The following is a 17128-nucleotide window of genomic DNA, read 5'->3' as shown; positions in this document are numbered from 1 at the left end:
CGTAGCTAGTAATGAGAAAACGGGCTCGACGGGTTCAACCGATCAGGTTGAGTAAAAGAGCAAACCCTGCAGTTGAAAACTGCAGGGCGTGGTGGCTTTTAACCTTGACTTGAGACCGGCTAATGGGTGTCCCCTTTATCCTCCTTTATCCTCCTTTATCTCTCGCTTTATCTGTCAGCGTCAGCGTCAGCGTCAGCGTTTGAGTTTGTAAATTTCATAAAATTTATTGCGCAGGAAGCTTTCGCGTGACCGATAAAGCTCCGCCAGTTTAATGTTTTGTTTTTTGTCGCAAACAGGGCACCACTCACCTCGCATTACTCTTGATCCCGATTTTTTAAACGAGTGGCCAATTTTACACTCCCAATTCAAAAGTCGTGTGGATCTTTCATATGCAAGCGATGTGCATTTGCCGTCATAATTTTTGGCAATTTTTTGCATCTCGAATAGAGATTTATCTTGGTTGATAATTGAGGCGCCTGTTGCTCGATATAGGCCGATGTAATGTCTTTCAAGGGCGTTTGAGCTTGATCGATCTGTTTCCTCTAAAATGAACATGCGAGGAGTTGATCCGCTGTTGATTAATGTGCAAATCCACTCGGAAAGCACTTCGTTTCTGCTGTGAACTGATCTGCCCTGCGCGTTTGAAATATGAAGTGATAGACGTAGCTCGGGAGTTTCGCTGATCCCAATATAACGTACTGAAAGCGAACTTGGATCGGTGAGGGCATAAATGTATACTTTTTCACTTTTGTCAATGATTACTTCGCGTAAATAGTTTTGTAGTTTCATTTCTTTACCAAGAAAAATGAGGCAGATTTATTTTTAATAAAATAAATCTGCCTCCTTTGAATTGCTCGTGTCTTGCTGTCCCCATTCTCTCCATTTTTTACGTTCTTGTATTACCTGAATAAGGAGACGGCTATGAATATTTACAACGTGGCTCTGAATGGTGTCGTGGAGCACTTAACTTCAATGTTGTGGTTTCCCTTTGGATTCGACGCATGCCAATCGAAGTCAATTTTTCCAACAAAAGACGACATCGACCAAAATGCTACTTCTTGATTTGGCATTGGCCCGATATGCACAGCCTTAATGGATTCAAATGGGAGTTCAACTTCGATGTATGGAATCAGGATATTGCCTCTTGGTCGAAATTTTACCTCAAAATAATCGTTAAAGTCAGCGCCGCGAATCATTCTTATCTCGCGTTCTTCTTCAAAGCTGTGATGCTTAAATGTCGCTGCTGTTTTAATTAGATCCACATAAGCCGCTACTCCATCATCTCCCATGCTGTGAGGGTTTTTGTCATGAGATCGGCCAACCTTGCGCAAGGTCTCAACAACTGAAGAAAATGCTTTTTCTTTTTTCTGTTTTGAGTCGTACAAGCACCGTGATTTATTTGAGGATAAAAGATCTCCGTCAAATTCAATGGCGTAAGCTCCATATGCGCGCCATTGACTTAATAGATCACCTGATTGACTAAATGAACATACGAATATATGTGGTGATTCCGAGAGGTCTCCGAAGTCGAAAGTCAAATTTTCCTTAATAAAAGACGAAGCGGCTTCAACGTACCGTGGACTAACTCTAGCAGTGGCCGAGCCGCTTTTCAGTTCCTCAAGGATGTGCTGTAAACCATGGCGCATCTCCTCGGAGTCATTCAAGAATCGAAGATCCGTTAACCACAGCTTTCTGTTAGTTAGTATTGATTGCACGGCCGCAGCGTCTGTGTAGTGAAAAAGCTGCATTTGATCTCCTTTTTTAGTTGTTTAGGGAGGAATAAAGGCGGGGAAAAGGGGACGAATTTACTATTCTTAAAAATAAATCTTCCCCCCATTCATCAGCCCCCACTCTTCAAACGTGAATGCGATACTAGGGTAAGTCAGTCAATGTGAGTTGCTGATAAAGGTGTTGTCGGGAGACGACTAATTCCTCTTGCTCGTCAGGGAATGCGCCTGATAATGCCATTCTGGATAAATGCTCCGCTGCTGGAAGAGGAAAATCATTCTCAAGACAATGGTTCGATAGCCAGTAGTATGTCGTTTGAGCCAACTGAGTGAGTTGTTCAGTCTGATAATGCTCTGTGATCTGGGCGTTGCTTTTCAACAGTTGAGCGGCTAGGCGACGGTTCATGTCTTGTGTATAGGTAGGATGCGTATGCGCGAAGCGTTCAGCAATGTGTTCAATCAAGCAAATAAAATAAGTCATTAAATACGGCAGGCGAGAGTAGAGATATGCCCACTGCGTAAGGACTTGTTCACCTTGTGAAAGAATGAAATTAACGTTGTATTGCTCTGTTTTTATAGCCTTGTGGTCGGTGAATAAGTGCATGGCTTTGTTGCAGATACTGTCGAAGCTGTCCCTTGATGTCTTGTCATAACGGAGCATGGCTATATAACCAGCATCCAATCGCGACGTTTCCCCAATAATTTCCAAAACACTCTCTATTCTGCGTGCGTGGCCGTCGAGCCCCCCCGCATTTTGTGGGCGTAGCCTAGACGGATCCTCTGCGATCATTTTGGCGAATAAGACTTTGTCTGCAACCAGCGATTCCAAAAGGTATAAACTTTCTTGGAATGGTTTTCTAAGAAGCATATACGCGACGGCTAGCTTTCCTTTTCTGGAAGCTTCCAAGGCCTCGAAAATACAGTGGAGCATATCCGATAAAACGGCGGGAAACACCACCGTGAGAAGGACGTCCGCTTCATCATCCATACGGCCACTTTTATGTAGCCAGTCGACTATATCTTCAGCTTGTTCGAGATCTTTCTTTTCTTTCTCATTACGAAGAATAACGTTGGTAACAAATATGCCTTGCTCCATTCCTGAGATCAGTAATTGGGCGGCGATATCATGCGCTGTAAAGCAATATGTGTAGCCTTCATGAAACTGCTCTGGGAGAGCGGTATTGGCTTCCATCAGTCTCTGCATTTCTCTCTCCTTGGTATACCGTGAATCGGCCCTAGATTGGTACGCAGTTCCAAATGGCCCTTTTTAGCCGAAAGCGTTCTGAGCAAACACTTGCCTTTGGCTCGGTATTAAAGAACATCTAACCTAAGCCTTAACCCACCGCCCCCGACTCCAAGCACTCAACGAGTCAACACCCAGTACCAACCCCAACATCGCCAAAATCACCGTCCCAGCCTGCGCCTCCTGAAACAGACTCAAGCTCACATACAACATCTGCCCCAGCCCTCCAGCGCCGACAAACCCCAGTACGCTGGCCATCCGGATGTTGTTCTCCCACCGATACAAACAATACGCCAGCAACTGCGGCGCCAGGTTCGGCAGGGTCCCGTAACAGAACGCCACAACCGGGTTCCCCCCTTGCAACCGAATCGCCTCAGCAGGTTCCGGCGGTGTGTTTTCAAGTGCCTCAGCAAACAACCGCCCAAGCACCCCGGTGGTATGGAGCGCCAGCGCGAGGGTGCCGGCGTTAGGCCCGAGGCCAGCCGCAAACACCATCAACGCAGCCCACACCAATTCAGGAATCGCGCGCAGGCCGTTGAGCAGCAGGCGGGCGGTGCTCTGAAAAAACCAGCCAAAGCGCCCGGCGGCAGGGAGTGCCAATAGCAGTCCCAGGACGGCGGCGAGGAGGGTGCCGAGGGCCGACATGGCGAGGGTTTCCATGGCGCCGTGGAGGATGGCGCTGAGGTAACCGGCGCTGAAGTCGGGGCTCAGGAAGCGGCCAACATATGAGCCCATCTGTTTCAGGCTGGTGGCGCTGCCGAGTTCTTCGAGGTCGAGGCCCAGGTAGACGAACGAGGCGATGACGGCGAAGACGATGGCGAGGATCAGCGCCGTGTTGATCAGGCGCTTCATGTCAGTCTCCAGCGCAGCAGGCGGCTGAGTTGGTCGGCGCCGAGCACCAGCAGGAGGAAGGTCAGGAGCATGCTGGCGACTTCGCCGCCGGCGAACATGCGGATCGACAGGTCGATCTGTTGGCCGAGGCCGCCGGCGCCGACGAAACCCATCACTACCGAGGCGCGGATCGCGCACTCCCAGCGGTAAACGGTGTAGGAGAGCAGTTCCGCCGCGACGTTGGGCAGCACGCCGTAGGCGAAACTGGCCAGGCGTCCGCTGCCGGCCTGGAGCAAGGCGTGGGCCGGGCGTTGGTCGGTGGATTCGAAGATTTCCGAGTAGACCTTGCCGAGCATGCCGCTGTAGGTGATGGCGATCGCCAGCACACCGGCCGCCGGGCCGAGGCCGACGGCGCGCACGAACAGCAGCGCCCAGACGATTTCCGGCACGCTGCGCAGGAAGATCAGCAACCCGCGCACGGGCCAGCGCAGTAACCGGCCCAACAGGCTCGGTCGGCCGCCGTGGGATGCAGCGGACAGTGACAAGGCGCGGCTGGCGAGCAGGCTGGCCGGCACCGCCAATATCAGTGCCAACGCCATGCCGGCCGTGGCGATGGCCAGGGTTTGCAGGGTGGCCTTGAGCAGCAGTTGCAGAAAGTCCCGGTCATGGGCCGGCGGCCAGAAGGTCGAGACGAAGCGGCCCATCTCGCTCTGGCTGTCGGCGTGCAGCAACACGCCGAGGTCGAGTTCGCTGAGCTGAATCCCCGGCCACAGCAGGGCAATCGCCAGCAGTGTCAGCAACAGGCGAGGCAGTGCGGCGGGGTCGCGGGTGTCGGTGCTCAGCATCGTGGAATCTGCACAATCAGCGGCGTCAGGGCCGGCGCCGGGGATTGCAGTTGTTCGTTGGCGTACAGGCTGTCGAGCATGTCGTGGCTGACTTGATCGGACGGGCAGTCGAAGAGGATCTGCCCCTCGCGCAATCCGATGATGCGCGGGAAGTGCGCCAGCGCCAGTTCCACCGCGTGCAGGCTCGCCACCAGCGTGACGTTGTGCTCCCGGGCATGGCGCGACAGCACCGTCAGGGTGTGCCCGGCGAGGACCGGGTCCATGGCGGATACCGGTTCGTCCGCCAGCAGTACGTCTGGCGCCTGATACAGCACGCGAGCGATGCCGACCCGCTGCAATTGGCCGCCGGAGAGTTGCTGGCATTGGCTGAAGAGTTTGTCCGCCAGATCCAGCCGCGCTAACGCCGCGCGGGCGCCGGGGATGTCCAGCGGGTGCAGCAGATTGATCAGGCTTTTGCCCAGGCTCCATTGCCCGAGCTTGCCGGCCAGCACCGCCGTCACCACCCGTTGCCGGGGCGGCAGGGGCGGCGCCTGATGCACCAGACCGATTTTTGCGCGCAGCTGTTGGCGCTGGCGGGCGGACAAGTGCCAGGCCCGTTGGCCCAGCACTTCGATGTCGCCGCTGCTCGGCCTTATCGCGGTGGCCAGCAGGTTGAGCAGGCTCGACTTGCCGGCGCCGGACGGGCCGATGATCGCCACCTGCTCGCCGCTGTTGATCTGCAAATCCACACCACGCAGGGCTTCGACGCCGTTGGCGTGGTGCAGGACGACTTGCTTGAGGCTCAGCGTCATTTCAGCAGTTCGGCGGCGCGGGCGGCTTCCTCGATGCCTTTGTAGTTGTCCGGGCTGGTTTCGATGAAGCGGCTGGCGGCCTGCAGGTCGAGGATTTTCTTCTGCTCGGGGTTGGCCGGGTCGAGGGCGAGGAAGGCTTTTTTGATCTTCGCTGCCAGCGCCGGGTCGAGGGTGCCGCGCACGGTCCAGTTGTAATCGAAGTAGGCCGGGGTGGTGGCAAAGACCTTGACCTTGTTGGTGTCGACCTTGCCGGCGTCCACCAGTTTCTGCCAGACGCTGGCGTTCAGCACACCGGCATCGACCTTGCCGGCCTGGACCCAGGCGACGGTGGCGTCGTGGGCACCGGAGTAGCCGACGCGGCTGAAATAGGTTTCCGGTTTGATGCCGTCCTTGAGCATGAAGTAGCGCGGCATCAGGCTGCCGGAAGTCGAGGATACCGAACCGAAGGCGAAGGTCTTGCCCTTGAGGTCGGTGAGGCTTTTCACGTTCGGGTCGGCGGTGATGAATTTGCTGGTGAACTGCGCGTCCTGCTCGCGCTGCACCAGCGGGATCACCGGCGTGGTGGCATCGGTTTTCAGCCGTGCCTGGACGAAGGTGAAACCGCCCAGCCAGGCCATGTCGAGGCGGTCAGTGGCCAGCGCTTCAACCACGGCCGGGTAGTCGGCCACGGGTACGAACTGCACTTTCATGCCCAGTTGCTGCTCCAGATAAGCCCCCAGCGGTTCGAACTTGCGCAGCAGTTCGGTCGGGGCCTCATCGGGGATTGCGCTGACCTTCAACACGTCTGCGGCCTGGGCCAGCAGGGTGGAAAAGGACAGGGCCAGGCCTGCAGTCAGTGCCAGGGTGCGTTTGAGCATGGGAATCTCCGTTTCATGGGCGTCAGGATCGGTGCGTAGCCTGCGGAAAAACGTCGGCGGCTGCAACGTCAGGTTAGACGAATCGGCGCGACAGCGAGGCTCAGTCCACCTGCGCGAAGCGCTCCACCAGCCAGTCGATGAACACCCGCACGCGGTTGCTCAGGTGGCGGTTCGGCGGATACAGCAGGTGGAACGGGTACGCCGGCGGGCGCCAGTCGGTGAGGATCGGCACCAGTTCACCGCGCTCGATGGCCGCCCTGACTGTGTAGCTGAATGTGTGAATGATCCCCAGCCCCGCCAATCCGGCCGCCAGATGCGCGTTGCTTTCGTTGACGCTGACCAGACCTTTGCCTTCGATCTGATGGCGTTCGCCGTTGCGCTGGAAGTTCGACGGCAGGATGCGCCCGGTGGAGGCCGAGCGATAGGCGATCATTTGATGTCGGGCCAAATCGATCGGATGCATCGGCGTGCCGTGGCGCTGCAAATAGTCGGGTGTGGCGCAGGTGGTCCAGGACACTTCGCCGAGGCGGCGCACAGCCAGCGCCTGTTCGGTCAGCGGGCCGCCGCGAATCACGCAGTCGACGCGCTCGCTGATCAAGTCCACCGGGCGGTCGCTGACGCCCAGATCGACCTGAATATCCGGGTAGCGCTCGAAGAACTTCGGCAGTTCGGGAATCACCAGCATGGTCGCGGTCGAGCCGCCGATGTCCACGCGAATCCGGCCACGGGGCAAGCCCTGGGCCTGGCTGAAACCCTGATCGATGTCGTCCAGTTGATGCAGCAGTTGCTGGGTCAACTGGTAATAGGAGGCGCCGTCGGCGGTGACGGTCAGGCGTCGGGTGGTGCGTTGCAGCAGACGCACACCGAGGTGGCTTTCCAGTTGCCCGATCAGTTTGCTGACCGTGGTTTTCGGCTGGTTCAACGAGTCGGCGGCTTTGGTGAACGAGCCGCTTTCCACGACGCGGGCGAACACGCGGATCGCCAGTAACTGATTCATCGGGCTGCACTCAAGGATTGAAGTCGGTGATGAGTATTGTGCATGTCTGTGTACAAACAAAACCGATTTTGCGGATTTTTCAAATCAATCCATCGGCCTAAAATCGCTTTCAACGGCTCACCTACGACCCGTCACCTTCCCCGAAACGGTTACTGGAGATTCATCATGAGCAACAGACTTGAAGGCAAAATCGCACTGATCACTGGCGGCACCACCGGCATCGGCCTGGCCTCGGCGCAGGAGTTCGTCGCCCAGGGCGCCACGGTATTCATCACTGGCCGTCGTCAGGCCGAGCTGGACAAAGCCGTCGCCGCCATCGGCCCTCGAGCCATCGGCATTCAGGGCGATGTGGCAAAACTGGACGATCTGGATCGCATCTACCGCGAAATTGCCGAGAAGGCCGGGCACCTCGACATCCTGTTCGCCAATGCCGGTGGCGGCGACATGCTGCCGCTGGGTTCGATTACCGAAGAGCACTTCGACCGGATTTTCGACGCCAACGTGAAGGGCACGCTGTTCACCGTGCAGAAAGCGCTGCCGCTGCTGCGCGATGGCGCTTCGATCCTGCTGACTTCCTCGACCACCTCGGTGCAAGGCACGGAAAACTTCAGCGTCTACAGCGCAAGCAAAGCCGCGGTGCGCAACTTCGCCCGGTCGTGGCTGCTGGACTTGAAACCCCGGCGCATCCGCGTCAACGCCATCAGCCCCGGCCCGGTGCGTACGCCAGGTCTGGCAGGTCTGGTGCCGGCGGAACACGCGCAGGGTCTATTCGATCAACTGGCGTCGGTGGTGCCGATCGGGCGTCTGGGCGAGCCGAGCGAGATCGCCAAGGCTGCGTTGTTCCTTGCTTCGGATGACAGCAGCTTCGTCAACGGCATCGAACTGTTCGTCGACGGCGGCACCGCGCAGATCTGATTGGAGACACTCAATGCCCCGGCACTTGTTCGTTCGAGTGCCGGGGCTCGTCTGTTTCATCGGTTTCTTCGGCCGGCGCCTTGTCCCAGATCAGGCGCGGGTCGAAGCTCATGGCCGAGAGCATGGTGAACACCACCACCAGCCCGAAAAACAGAATCCCCGGTCGCGGCTCGATATCCCCCAGCGCCTGGAACTTCACCAGCGCCGCCACCAGCGCGACCACCAGCACATCGAGCATCGACCAGTAGCCGATCAACTCGACGAACCGGTACAGCTTCGAACGTTCCCGGCGCGCCCAGTGGCTGTCCCGTTGCACGGTGATCAATAAAAGCGATAGCGCGATGAACTTGATGCCCGGCACCGCGATGCTGGCGATGAAGATGATCAGCGCAATGTCCCACGCGCCGTGTTCCCAGAACTCCAGCACACCGCTCATGATGGTGCTGTCGGCGCCGTTACCGAGCATGACGGTGTTCATCACCGGCAGCAGATTCGCCGGCACGTAAAACGCCAGGGCGGCGAACATGTAGGCCCAGGTGCGGGCCAGCGAGTTGGTCTTGCGCCGGTGCAGCGGTGCGTCGCAGCGCGGGCACTGGTGCGGTTCGTCGGTCATGTCGCAGGCCAGCCCGCAGCTGTGGCACAGGCAGAGGTTGAGTTCGCTGGCGGTCGGTGGTCGTTTCACAGGATGTCCCACAAATCACGTATGTCGCGTCCGGCGACGCGGATCAGCAACAGGCTGAGCACGGCCAGCGCAAACAGGCCGATGCCGGGGATCACATCAAGCATGCCCGCCAGTTTGAACACCGCCACCATCGCCCCGAGCAGGCACACTTCGAGCATGCTCCACGGCCGCAGCGCTTCCAGCCAGCGCATGCACAGTTTGAAGGCCGGCGAGCGGCGCGAGGCGAGGGCGAAGCTCAATACCCAGATGAGCAAAACCAATTGAAAGGCCGGGGCGATGATGATCGAGATCGCTGCGACCATCGCCATGAAGGTGATCGGCCCCTGACTCAGGGCCAGCACCGAATCCCACAGGGTCGCGCTGTTTTTCAGGCCCTTCATGCTGATGCTCATCACCGGGTAGAAATTGGCGAACAGCCACAGCATCGCGGCGGTAAAACTCAGGGCCAGACGCTGCTCCACGCTCAGGTTGTTATGGCGCTGAAGCACGCCGCCGCAGCGAGCGCAGAGGGTTTTCTGATGAGCGGCGAGCGTGGACTTTTCATACACGCAGTCGCAATGCTCGCAGATGATCAGGTGCTCGGTCGTGGCCATGGGGCACTCGGTGGGGGGGGACGGCTGAAACCTTCTTCAATATAGGCGCGTTGGGGCATCCGACAACTGTCACATCCCGAAATGCACCTTTGGTCTGCCGGCCCGCCGGGTTTGTGGAAGCGTTCCATACTCCTTGGCGCCGAATTCATTACGAGCAGGAGCAGGGCCATGAGTGAAAAACCGACGATTTTGCTGGTACACGGGTTCTGGGGCGGGGCCGCGCATTGGGGCAAGGTCATTGTCGAACTGTCGCGCAAGGGCCACCGCGCAATTCAGGCGGTGGAGATGCCGCTGACGTCGCTGGCCGACGATGCCGAGCGCACGCGCAAAATGGTCGCGCAAGTGAACGGGCCGGTGTTGCTGGTCGGGCATTCCTACGGCGGGGCGGTGATCACCCAGGCCGGCAATCAACCCAACGTGACGGGGCTGGTGTACATCGCCGCGTTCGCCCCGGATCAGGGCGAAAGCCCCGGCGGCATCACTCAGGAACATCTGCCTGCCGCAGCGCCGAATCTCGCCCCGGACAGTGACGGTTTCCTCTGGCTCAAGGCCGACAAGTTCCATGAAAGCTTCTGCCAGGACCTGCCGGCGGATGAGGCGCTGGTGATGGCCGTCACCCAGAAAGCGCCGCTGGCCAGCACCTTCGGCGATGTCATCAGTGATCCGGCTTGGAAGCACAAGCCGTCCTGGTATCAGATTTCCAGTCAGGACCACATGATTCATCCGGACAACCAGAAACGCATGTCGGCCCGGCTCAACGCGAAGAAAGTCATCACCCTCGACGCCAGCCACGCCTCGCTGGCCTCCCGCGCCGCCGAAGTGGCGGCGCTGATCGACGAGGCCGCCAAGGCCTGACAACGACCACGCAACCGGGCGATTCACACCGGTTGCGTGGCTTCCTCTTCCGCTATCGCAGCCATCACGCCGGGCCGCTCGGCGATACGCGTCATGTAGTTCGCCAGCGCTGGCCAGTCTTCGATGGCGATGCTGAATGTCGGCAACCACTTCAGCACCGTGAACAGATAGGCATCCGCCACGCCGAACGCCTGCATCAGAAAGGGTTGGGTCGCAAGGACGCGGTTCAGGTAATCCAGACGTTTGAAGAGTTTGTGTTTGAAGATCGTTTTAGTGGATTCCGGGATTTCGCTGCTGAACAGCGGCGCGCTGCCGCCATGGATTTCCGAGCTGATGAAATTCAGGTGCTCCTGAAGGCGTGAGCGCTCCCAGGTGCCATTGGCCGGGGCCAGTCTCTGGTCGGGAGCAAGGTCGGCGAGGTATTGCAGGATCGCCGGGCCTTCGGTCAGCACCTCGCCGTTGTCGAGGATCAGTGCGGCCACATAACCCTTCGGATTGATCTCGCGAAAGTCGCGGCCGTCGGCGGTGCGCTTGGTCCGGTTGTTGACCCGGATCAGTTCGAACGGCAGCGCCAGTTCTCGCAGCACAATGTGCGGGGCCAGCGAACAGGTCATGGGGGCGAAGTACAGTTTCATGGGTTCTCCTTCAAATGAGCGCCCAGAATCCGGGATTTTGGCGGCGCTTCGCAAAGGACATCTGCGGTGCTAGCGTATGACAAAATCTCATGGACTGAAGAAGCCCTATGCTCACCCGACTACCGTCGCTGAACGGATTGCGAGCCTTCGAATGCGCGGCCCGACACCTGAGCTTTACCCGCGCCGCCGAAGAGCTGAACGTCACGCAAACCGCGATCAGCCATCAGATCCGTCGCCTTGAAGAAGAACTTGGCGTGCGCCTGTTCATGCGCTTGAAGGACGGATTGGCGCTGACGGAAGAGGGCAACGCCTATTTTCCCGGTATTCGTTCGGCGTTCATGGAACTGCGCCATTCGACGGAGCGTTTGCTGGAGGCGAACAATCAAAGCGTCCTGACGATCAGTACTTTGGTGTCGGTGGCGTCGAAATGGCTGTTGCCGCGTCTGCCGTCCTTTCGTGAGGCGTTTCCCGAGATCGATGTGCGCATCAGTGCATCCACCGAGCTGGTGGACTTTCGCAAGGGCGGAATCGATGCGGCGATCCGCTACGGCAAAGGAAACTGGCCGGGACTGCGCGCCGACTGGCTGATGGCCGACGAGATATTCCCGGTGTGCAGCCCGCGTTTGCTCACCGGGCCGGACCCGATCAAAACGCCGGCCGATCTGGCCCGGCACACTTTGCTGCACGTCAGCGGGCAGACCGCCGATGACTGGAACGCCTGGCTGAACGCCGCAGGTCAACCGTCACCCTCGGCCAAAGGCCCGCGCCTGACCTTCGACCTGGCCATGATGGCGGTGCAGTCGGCGATTGACGGGCAGGGCGTGTGCATCGGGCGATCGACCTACGTCGAGGACGATTTACGCGCGGGGCGGCTGGTGGCGCCGTTCGATTTGCGGCTCAAGTCCGACTCGGGTTTCTACTTCGTCACGCCCCATGAAAACGCCGGCTCGAAAAAGATCGTCGCCTTCAGGCAGTGGCTGTCGCAGGTGGTGCGAGTTGTATGAGCGTGTATCAATCCCGCCCTTATACACAGTGAGCTAACAAGCGCCGATATCGGGACACATTCCCGGTACATGCCATCCTCAAAGTAGAGGCGTCACTTCACTACTTCCAAGAGGGCAACACCATGCGCCGCACACTCCTGATGACCGCAGCCGCCGTACTGGTTTCAATGACCGGCCTTGCACACGCCGCCGACACTCAATCTGCCGCCCCGGCGAAGAGCTGGCAACAAGGCCTGAGCCGCACGGATCTGGTCCATCAGGTCCTGGGTGCTGCGGATCGCGAAGTGATCCAGGCACGGGTCGATTTTGAACCGGGCATCACCTCGCCCCGACATGCCCACCCGGGCGTTGAAGTTGCTTACGTGATCAGCGGCACCTTCGAATACCAGCTCGAAGGCCGGGCACCGGTGACGCTGAAGGCGGGTGACTCGCTGTTCATCCCGGAAGGTGTGGCGCACATCGCGAAAAACGTCGGCAATGACAAGGGCTCGGAATTGGCGACGTATATCGTCAAGAAGGGCGAGCCGTTGTTGATCCTTAAGCAATAACGACCGGGATACTGAAAAGGCCTGCCAATGTGGCAGGCCTTTTTTGTTGTCGGCGGATTCAACGCAGGCTGATGCCGCCCGATTCAAACTGAAAGAACTTCAGCGCGCATCCACCTCTTTCACAACCCCGGCAGATGCCTTTTGTTTGCGCCGCTTGAGCCAGCTGAAAAACGCATGCGCCGGATGCAAAACAGCCGTCAGCACGCCAAGCAGCAGGATGATGAAAAGGATGATCAGCGGGATGCTTTCGTGCGAGAACATGGTGGGTTACTCCTGTAGTCACTATGTTGGAACCCGCAGACTAGACGCATTCGGTGAGGTTTTTGGTGAACGTATGTTCATCCTCGGGCGCTTCGATTGTGCTACGGGGGAGGCGGTGGATTTGCTCCGGGATCGTCATCCATCGCATGCTGAGCGCCTCATTCACCACTACTGATGAGGCTCCCCTTGCAGACCCTCCGCCACGCCCGACCCGAAGATGCCGCGCCCATCGCCGCACTGGTCGATGAGGCCTACAGCCCTTACATCCCGCGAATCGGCCGCAAACCCGCGCCGATGCTCGATGACTACGAGCAAGTGCTGCGTGAAACCGACACGTTCGTGCTGGCCGACAACGATGAAATCCTCGGTGTGCTGGTGATGAGCCAGGAAGGCAAGGAGCTGCTGCTGATCAACGTCGCCGTGTCGCCCCGGCACAAGGGCAAGGGCCTCGGCAAAGTGCTGATGACCTTCTGTGAAACCCATGCGCTGAGCCTCGGTTGCGACGCGGTGCGGCTGTACACCCACGAGCGAATGACCGAGAACGTCGCCATCTATGAAAAACTCGGTTTTGTGGAAACCCATCGCGCCACCGAGGACGGATTTGCCCGGGTTTTCATGCGCAAAACGCTTGTCGGTTCTCGCTGACCGTCACCTAGGCATGTCGAAATCAGGCATCGGCATGCCGCACTCGAGCTATTTGCGTTCAACTTCAGCCACGTAAGGTGAGGCGTCCATCAGAGAACAACAAAAACAATGAACAGCCTGAATTCGAAGGAATCGAGCGGTCAACTGGCGCAGGGGTTCAAGCCTCGGCACGTGACCATGTTGTCAATTGCAGGAATCATCGGCGCGGGGTTGTTTGTCGGTTCCGGGCACGCCATTGCGGCGGCGGGGCCGGCGGTGTTGCTGGCGTATCTGTTTTCCGGCCTGTTGGTGGTGCTGGTCATGCGCATGCTGGGGGAAATGGCGGTGGCCCGACCGGACACCGGTTCGTTTTCCACCTACGCCGATCAGGCCATTGGCCGCTGGGCCGGCTTCACCATCGGCTGGCTCTACTGGTGGTTCTGGGTGCTGGTCATTCCCATCGAGGCGCTGGCCGCCGGGCATGTCTTGAGTCAGTGGTTTCCCCAGGTCGATGCGTGGCTGTTTGCACTGGTGTCGATCATCCTGCTGGTAATCACCAACCTGTTCAGCGTCTCCAAGTACGGCGAGTTCGAATTCTGGTTCGCCATGGCCAAGGTCGTGGCGATCATCGGCTTCATCGGCGTGGGTTTCGCCGTGCTGATGGGCTGGATTCCCGAGCGTGAAGCCAGCGGCCTCAGCCGCTTGATGGAAGAACATGGCGGGTTCGCCCCCAATGGCCTGTCGGCGGTGGTCGGCGCCTTTATCACCATCATGTTCAGTTTCATCGGCACCGAGGCGGTGACCATCGCCGCTGCCGAATCGGACCATCCGGCGCAGAACATCGCCAAGGCCACGCGCTCGGTAATCTGGCGCATTGGCGTGTTTTACCTGCTGTCGATTTTCGTGGTGATTTCCGTGGTGCCCTGGAACGATCCGCTGCTGGCGTCCGTCGGTTCCTATCAGCGCGCACTGGAGTTGATGAACGTTCCCCACGCCAAATTCATGGTCGATGTAGTGGTGTTGATCGCCGTGGCCAGTTGCATGAACTCTTCGATCTATATCGCTTCGCGCATGCTGTTTTCCCTGGGGCTTCGCGGCGATGCACCGCAGGCGTTGAAAGTGACTTCCGGCGCAGGCGTGCCGAGGGCCGCGGTGATTGCCAGCAGCGTCATCGGCGCCGGGGTGACGTTGCTCAGCTACTTCATGCCCGCCGGCCTGTTTCAGTTCCTGCTCGCCAGTTCCGGTGCCATTGCGTTGCTGGTGTACCTGGTGATCGCGGTTTCACAGCTGCGCATGCGCCGGATGCTGCTCCGGCAGAATGTCGAGCTGACCTTTCGCATGTGGCTGTTTCCCTGGCTGACCTATCTGGTGATGGCCTTCATCTGCGCCGCGCTCGAGGTGATGATGCTGACGCCGGAGCATCGTCTGGAAGTGACGTCGACCATTGGCCTGGCGCTGGCGATTTCCTTTATCGGGCTGGTGACCGCGCGTCAGCATGGGCCGGCGACTTCGTCTGTTCCAGTCAAACAAAACGCCCGAGGCACTGCCTCGGGCGTATAGGAAGGATCGGGATTCAGATCAGCCGCAGGGTCACGTCGATGTTGCCGCGCGTGGCCTTGGAGTAAGGGCAGGTCTGGTGCGCAGCTTCCACCAGCGACTGGGCGACCGAAGGCTCCAGCCCCGGCAGGCTGACATTCAAGCGTGCCTGTAGGAAAAACGCCTCGCCGGTCTTGCCCAGATCGATTTCGGTTTCCACCGCCACATCCGCCGGCAGCCTGATCTTCAGCGCCGCCGCCGCTTTGCCCATGGCGCCGATGAAACAGGCCGACCAGCCGGCCGCCAGCAGCTGTTCCGGGTTGGTGCCGCTGCCGTTGGAACCCGGTGGCGACAGCTTGACGTCCAGATTGCCGTCGGAACTGCGCGAGGCGCCATCGCGTCCGCCGGTGGTGCGGGTTTTGCCGGTGTACAGCACGGTGTCGATTTGATTGATCATGAGAATACCTGCCTGTGTGAGTGGTGGAGTCGGAGGGAAGGTTCCGATGGCCCACACTTTTGCAGCGGCATGTACCGGGGATGTGTCATGAACTGGGGGTTATGTATCGCTGTGTAGCAATGCGTTCAGGCTGATCGCTGAGACAGCGTCAGCAGAACCCCGAAGCCCACGAGCAGGCCGCCGAACGCCCGGTCAATCCACTGCCGTGCCGCCAGCAATTTCTCCCGCACTCTCCCGGCGGAGAAACACAGCGCCACCAGGCTGAACCACAGCACATGCGCCCCGGCAATGAACACCCCATAGGCCATTTGTACCGGCAGGCCGGTGTCCGGCCGGACGACCCCCATGAACAGACTCACGATGAAAATCGAGGTTTTGGGGTTCAACGCATTGGTGAGAAAACCTGAACGCAACGCGGCCAGGTCCGACAGGGCAGGTGACGCAGCATCCGGCTGCTGAACGTCAGGTCTGGAGCGAAGCATCTTGATGCCCAGATAAACCAGATACGCAGCCCCCGTCAGTTTCAGTGCATTGAACAACCAGGGCGATTGTTGAAGCACTAATCCGAGCCCGAGCAGGGTGTAGCCGACATGCACCAGCACGCCCAGACCAATGCCCATCGCGGTGAGAACGCCTGCGCGTCGAGAGAGCAGCAAGCCGTTGCGCGAGACCAGGGCGAAGTCCGGTCCGGGGCTGATGCATGCCAGCAGGGTGATGGTGATTACGACTATCCATTCGTTCATGATGGAACCTTGGGTGGGTTGGTGATAGAAAGCCATGTTTACAGATACCAAACGCTGGAACTAACGATGATTTCTGAAGCAAATGGTGAATCTGACTCACCGTTTTCCGAGGGGCGAATGCCGTCTCTGCTGGCGCTGCGTTGCTTCGAATCCGCCGGCCGGTTCGAGAATTTCGCCCGGGCGGCTGACGAGCTGCATTTGACACCCGGCGCCATCAGCCGGGCGGTGCGTCTGCTTGAAGAGGATCTGGGCGTTGACCTGTTCGAGCGGCGCCAGCGAAGGGTTTTCCTGACTGAGCCGGGGAGGCGACTGCTGAAAGCGGTGAGCGAAGGTTTGGGGGTGATGAACCAGGCCGTCCGCGAGATCCGCACTGAGGCGCGTCGTACGCGGCGGCTGGTCCTGTCGTGCGAACCGACGCTGTTGATGCGCTGGCTGATTCCGCGCTGGAGTGATTTCCAGAAACAACATCGCGGCCCGGACATTCATCTGGTGGCCGGTGGCGGTCCGTTTTCGTTTGAACAGGGAATCGACCTGGCCATTCGCCGCGACGATTTCCCCCGGCCTCCCGGTTACCACGCCGAGCGCTTGTTTGCCGAGAAGGTCGGGCCAGTCTGCCGACCGGATAAGGTCGGTGAGTGGTTCGATAAAAGCGCCAAAGGCCTGCGTGCCACGGCGCCTCTTCTGCAAACGAGCAGCCGACCTACGGCCTGGCAAGAATGGGCCGCCGCAGCGGGCCAGCCGGTTCCTGCGACGCAGATGCAGTCTTTCGAACACTTCTATTTCAGCATTCAGGCGGCTGTCGCTGGCCTGGGCGTGGCCATTGGTCCGTGGCATCTGGTCCGCGACGATATCGAAAGCGGGGTGTTGGCCGCACCGGCAGGCTTCGTTGAAGACGGCTCACATTATTGCCTGCTGTCGCCTGCGCCTCCCAAACCGGGCAGTCTGGAACTGGATTTGCTGGAGTGGTTGCGGACGGTGGGTTGA

21 protein-coding genes are annotated in these 17128 nt (G+C 58.9%); 7 read left to right on the top strand and 14 right to left on the bottom strand.

The genetic code is table 11. The features are described from left to right. Positions 1-192: 192 nt before the first annotated feature. From DXT77_RS28670 to DXT77_RS28635, 8 genes are all read right to left on the bottom strand, one after another. A complete protein-coding gene (locus tag DXT77_RS28670; RefSeq protein ID WP_119430059.1) occupies positions 193-789 on the bottom strand; it encodes a GIY-YIG nuclease family protein in 597 nt (198 codons plus the stop codon). 140 nt (positions 790-929) lie between these two features. Then, on the bottom strand, positions 930-1748 hold the full coding sequence (locus DXT77_RS28665) for a DUF2971 domain-containing protein (RefSeq protein ID WP_119430058.1): 819 nt from the start codon (positions 1746-1748) through the stop codon (positions 930-932). Positions 1749-1872: 124 nt separating this feature from the next. Further along, positions 1873-2931, bottom strand: coding sequence for a hypothetical protein (locus DXT77_RS28660; RefSeq protein ID WP_119430057.1), 1059 nt, complete (start codon positions 2929-2931; stop codon positions 1873-1875). A gap of 123 nt (positions 2932-3054) precedes the next feature. Then, positions 3055-3822 carry a phosphonate ABC transporter, permease protein PhnE gene (gene phnE / locus DXT77_RS28655; RefSeq protein ID WP_119430056.1) on the bottom strand — a complete coding sequence of 256 codons (768 nt, stop codon included), beginning with the start codon at positions 3820-3822 and terminating at the stop codon, positions 3055-3057. Beyond that, positions 3819-4646 carry an ABC transporter permease gene (locus DXT77_RS28650; protein WP_119430055.1) on the bottom strand — a complete coding sequence of 276 codons (828 nt, stop codon included), beginning with the start codon at positions 4644-4646 and terminating at the stop codon, positions 3819-3821. Before DXT77_RS28650 ends, phnE begins: the two co-directional genes overlap by 4 nt. Beyond that, the gene (locus DXT77_RS28645) at positions 4640-5437 is read right to left on the bottom strand and encodes a phosphonate ABC transporter ATP-binding protein (protein WP_119430054.1); all 798 of its coding nucleotides are present in this window, start codon (positions 5435-5437) and stop codon (positions 4640-4642) included. The genes DXT77_RS28650 and DXT77_RS28645 overlap by 7 nt, the downstream gene beginning before the upstream one ends. Then, positions 5434-6294: a putative selenate ABC transporter substrate-binding protein gene (locus DXT77_RS28640; protein ID WP_085709856.1), complete on the bottom strand. Its 861-nt coding sequence runs from the start codon at positions 6292-6294 to the stop codon at positions 5434-5436. Before DXT77_RS28640 ends, DXT77_RS28645 begins: the two co-directional genes overlap by 4 nt. Before the next feature lie 100 nt (positions 6295-6394). Continuing rightward, a complete protein-coding gene (locus tag DXT77_RS28635) occupies positions 6395-7291 on the bottom strand; it encodes a LysR family transcriptional regulator (protein WP_119430053.1) in 897 nt (298 codons plus the stop codon). A gap of 165 nt (positions 7292-7456) precedes the next feature. Here DXT77_RS28635 and DXT77_RS28630 point away from each other — a divergent pair, with 165 nt between their 5' ends. Next, positions 7457-8206, top strand: a complete 750-nt coding sequence (locus tag DXT77_RS28630) for an SDR family NAD(P)-dependent oxidoreductase (RefSeq protein WP_114882976.1) — start codon at positions 7457-7459, stop codon at positions 8204-8206. A 10-nt stretch (positions 8207-8216) separates the two neighbouring features. Here DXT77_RS28630 and DXT77_RS28625 read toward each other — a convergent pair whose 3' ends face one another. Both DXT77_RS28625 and DXT77_RS28620 read right to left on the bottom strand, forming a co-directional pair. Beyond that, positions 8217-8888, bottom strand: coding sequence for a paraquat-inducible protein A (locus tag DXT77_RS28625; protein WP_119430052.1), 672 nt, complete (start codon positions 8886-8888; stop codon positions 8217-8219). Next, a complete protein-coding gene (locus tag DXT77_RS28620) occupies positions 8885-9481 on the bottom strand; it encodes a paraquat-inducible protein A (protein WP_119430051.1) in 597 nt (198 codons plus the stop codon). The genes DXT77_RS28625 and DXT77_RS28620 overlap by 4 nt, the downstream gene beginning before the upstream one ends. Positions 9482-9649: 168 nt before the next feature. Here DXT77_RS28620 and DXT77_RS28615 point away from each other — a divergent pair, with 168 nt between their 5' ends. Next, positions 9650-10336, top strand: coding sequence for an alpha/beta hydrolase (locus DXT77_RS28615; protein ID WP_119430050.1), 687 nt, complete (start codon positions 9650-9652; stop codon positions 10334-10336). 23 nt (positions 10337-10359) lie between these two features. Here the strand turns inward: DXT77_RS28615 and gstA are convergent, their stop codons facing one another. Beyond that, on the bottom strand, positions 10360-10971 hold the full coding sequence (gene gstA, locus DXT77_RS28610) for a glutathione transferase GstA (protein WP_119430049.1): 612 nt from the start codon (positions 10969-10971) through the stop codon (positions 10360-10362). A gap of 107 nt (positions 10972-11078) precedes the next feature. Here gstA and DXT77_RS28605 point away from each other — a divergent pair, with 107 nt between their 5' ends. Next, on the top strand, positions 11079-11975 hold the full coding sequence (locus DXT77_RS28605; RefSeq protein ID WP_119430048.1) for a transcriptional regulator GcvA: 897 nt from the start codon (positions 11079-11081) through the stop codon (positions 11973-11975). 122 nt (positions 11976-12097) lie between these two features. Then, complete coding sequence (locus DXT77_RS28600) at positions 12098-12523, top strand: cupin domain-containing protein (RefSeq protein WP_119430047.1); 426 nt, start codon at positions 12098-12100, stop codon at positions 12521-12523. Between the two features lie 99 nt (positions 12524-12622). On the opposite strand, the gene DXT77_RS29970 is transcribed toward DXT77_RS28600, so the two are convergent. Further along, positions 12623-12784 carry a hypothetical protein gene (locus DXT77_RS29970; protein WP_178083507.1) on the bottom strand — a complete coding sequence of 54 codons (162 nt, stop codon included), beginning with the start codon at positions 12782-12784 and terminating at the stop codon, positions 12623-12625. A 186-nt stretch (positions 12785-12970) separates the two neighbouring features. Here DXT77_RS29970 and DXT77_RS28595 point away from each other — a divergent pair, with 186 nt between their 5' ends. Next, a complete protein-coding gene (locus tag DXT77_RS28595; protein WP_256663059.1) occupies positions 12971-13429 on the top strand; it encodes a GNAT family N-acetyltransferase in 459 nt (152 codons plus the stop codon). A gap of 108 nt (positions 13430-13537) precedes the next feature. Then, positions 13538-14968, top strand: coding sequence for an amino acid permease (locus DXT77_RS28590; RefSeq protein WP_119430045.1), 1431 nt, complete (start codon positions 13538-13540; stop codon positions 14966-14968). Positions 14969-14981: 13 nt separating this feature from the next. Here DXT77_RS28590 and DXT77_RS28585 read toward each other — a convergent pair whose 3' ends face one another. Then, on the bottom strand, positions 14982-15401 hold the full coding sequence (locus DXT77_RS28585; RefSeq protein ID WP_119430044.1) for an organic hydroperoxide resistance protein: 420 nt from the start codon (positions 15399-15401) through the stop codon (positions 14982-14984). 125 nt (positions 15402-15526) lie between these two features. After that, positions 15527-16144: a LysE family translocator gene (locus DXT77_RS28580; protein WP_119430060.1), complete on the bottom strand. Its 618-nt coding sequence runs from the start codon at positions 16142-16144 to the stop codon at positions 15527-15529. A gap of 66 nt (positions 16145-16210) precedes the next feature. On the opposite strand from DXT77_RS28580, the gene DXT77_RS28575 reads away from it, so the two are divergent. Beyond that, on the top strand, positions 16211-17128 hold the full coding sequence (locus tag DXT77_RS28575; RefSeq protein WP_119430043.1) for a LysR family transcriptional regulator: 918 nt from the start codon (positions 16211-16213) through the stop codon (positions 17126-17128).

It is taken from the genome of Pseudomonas sp. 91RF (assembly GCF_003576265.1).
In the GTDB taxonomy this organism is placed as follows: Bacteria; Pseudomonadota; Gammaproteobacteria; order Pseudomonadales; family Pseudomonadaceae; genus Aquipseudomonas; species Aquipseudomonas kribbensis.
The sequence above is the reverse complement of the archived record's forward strand: the minus strand, read 5'-3'. Positions and strand labels throughout refer to the sequence as shown.

Bases quoted from the DNA above. Each gene is read 5' to 3' on its own strand.
- DXT77_RS28670 (WP_119430059.1), bottom strand. From the start codon at position 789: ATGAAACTACAAAACTATTTACGCGAAGTAATCATTGACAAAAGTGAA.
- DXT77_RS28665 (WP_119430058.1), bottom strand. From the start codon at position 1,748: ATGCAGCTTTTTCACTACACAGACGCTGCGGCCGTGCAATCAATACTA.
- DXT77_RS28660 (WP_119430057.1), bottom strand. From the start codon at position 2,931: ATGCAGAGACTGATGGAAGCCAATACCGCTCTCCCAGAGCAGTTTCAT.
- phnE (WP_119430056.1), bottom strand. From the start codon at position 3,822: ATGAAGCGCCTGATCAACACGGCGCTGATCCTCGCCATCGTCTTCGCC.
- DXT77_RS28650 (WP_119430055.1), bottom strand. From the start codon at position 4,646: ATGCTGAGCACCGACACCCGCGACCCCGCCGCACTGCCTCGCCTGTTG.
- DXT77_RS28645 (WP_119430054.1), bottom strand. From the start codon at position 5,437: ATGACGCTGAGCCTCAAGCAAGTCGTCCTGCACCACGCCAACGGCGTC.
- DXT77_RS28640 (WP_085709856.1), bottom strand. From the start codon at position 6,294: ATGCTCAAACGCACCCTGGCACTGACTGCAGGCCTGGCCCTGTCCTTT.
- DXT77_RS28635 (WP_119430053.1), bottom strand. From the start codon at position 7,291: ATGAATCAGTTACTGGCGATCCGCGTGTTCGCCCGCGTCGTGGAAAGC.
- DXT77_RS28630 (WP_114882976.1), top strand. From the start codon at position 7,457: ATGAGCAACAGACTTGAAGGCAAAATCGCACTGATCACTGGCGGCACC.
- DXT77_RS28620 (WP_119430051.1), bottom strand. From the start codon at position 9,481: ATGGCCACGACCGAGCACCTGATCATCTGCGAGCATTGCGACTGCGTG.
- DXT77_RS28615 (WP_119430050.1), top strand. From the start codon at position 9,650: ATGAGTGAAAAACCGACGATTTTGCTGGTACACGGGTTCTGGGGCGGG.
- gstA (WP_119430049.1), bottom strand. From the start codon at position 10,971: ATGAAACTGTACTTCGCCCCCATGACCTGTTCGCTGGCCCCGCACATT.
- DXT77_RS28605 (WP_119430048.1), top strand. From the start codon at position 11,079: ATGCTCACCCGACTACCGTCGCTGAACGGATTGCGAGCCTTCGAATGC.
- DXT77_RS28600 (WP_119430047.1), top strand. From the start codon at position 12,098: ATGCGCCGCACACTCCTGATGACCGCAGCCGCCGTACTGGTTTCAATG.
- DXT77_RS29970 (WP_178083507.1), bottom strand. From the start codon at position 12,784: ATGTTCTCGCACGAAAGCATCCCGCTGATCATCCTTTTCATCATCCTG.
- DXT77_RS28590 (WP_119430045.1), top strand. From the start codon at position 13,538: ATGAACAGCCTGAATTCGAAGGAATCGAGCGGTCAACTGGCGCAGGGG.
- DXT77_RS28585 (WP_119430044.1), bottom strand. From the start codon at position 15,401: ATGATCAATCAAATCGACACCGTGCTGTACACCGGCAAAACCCGCACC.
- DXT77_RS28580 (WP_119430060.1), bottom strand. From the start codon at position 16,144: ATGAACGAATGGATAGTCGTAATCACCATCACCCTGCTGGCATGCATC.
- DXT77_RS28575 (WP_119430043.1), top strand. From the start codon at position 16,211: ATGATTTCTGAAGCAAATGGTGAATCTGACTCACCGTTTTCCGAGGGG.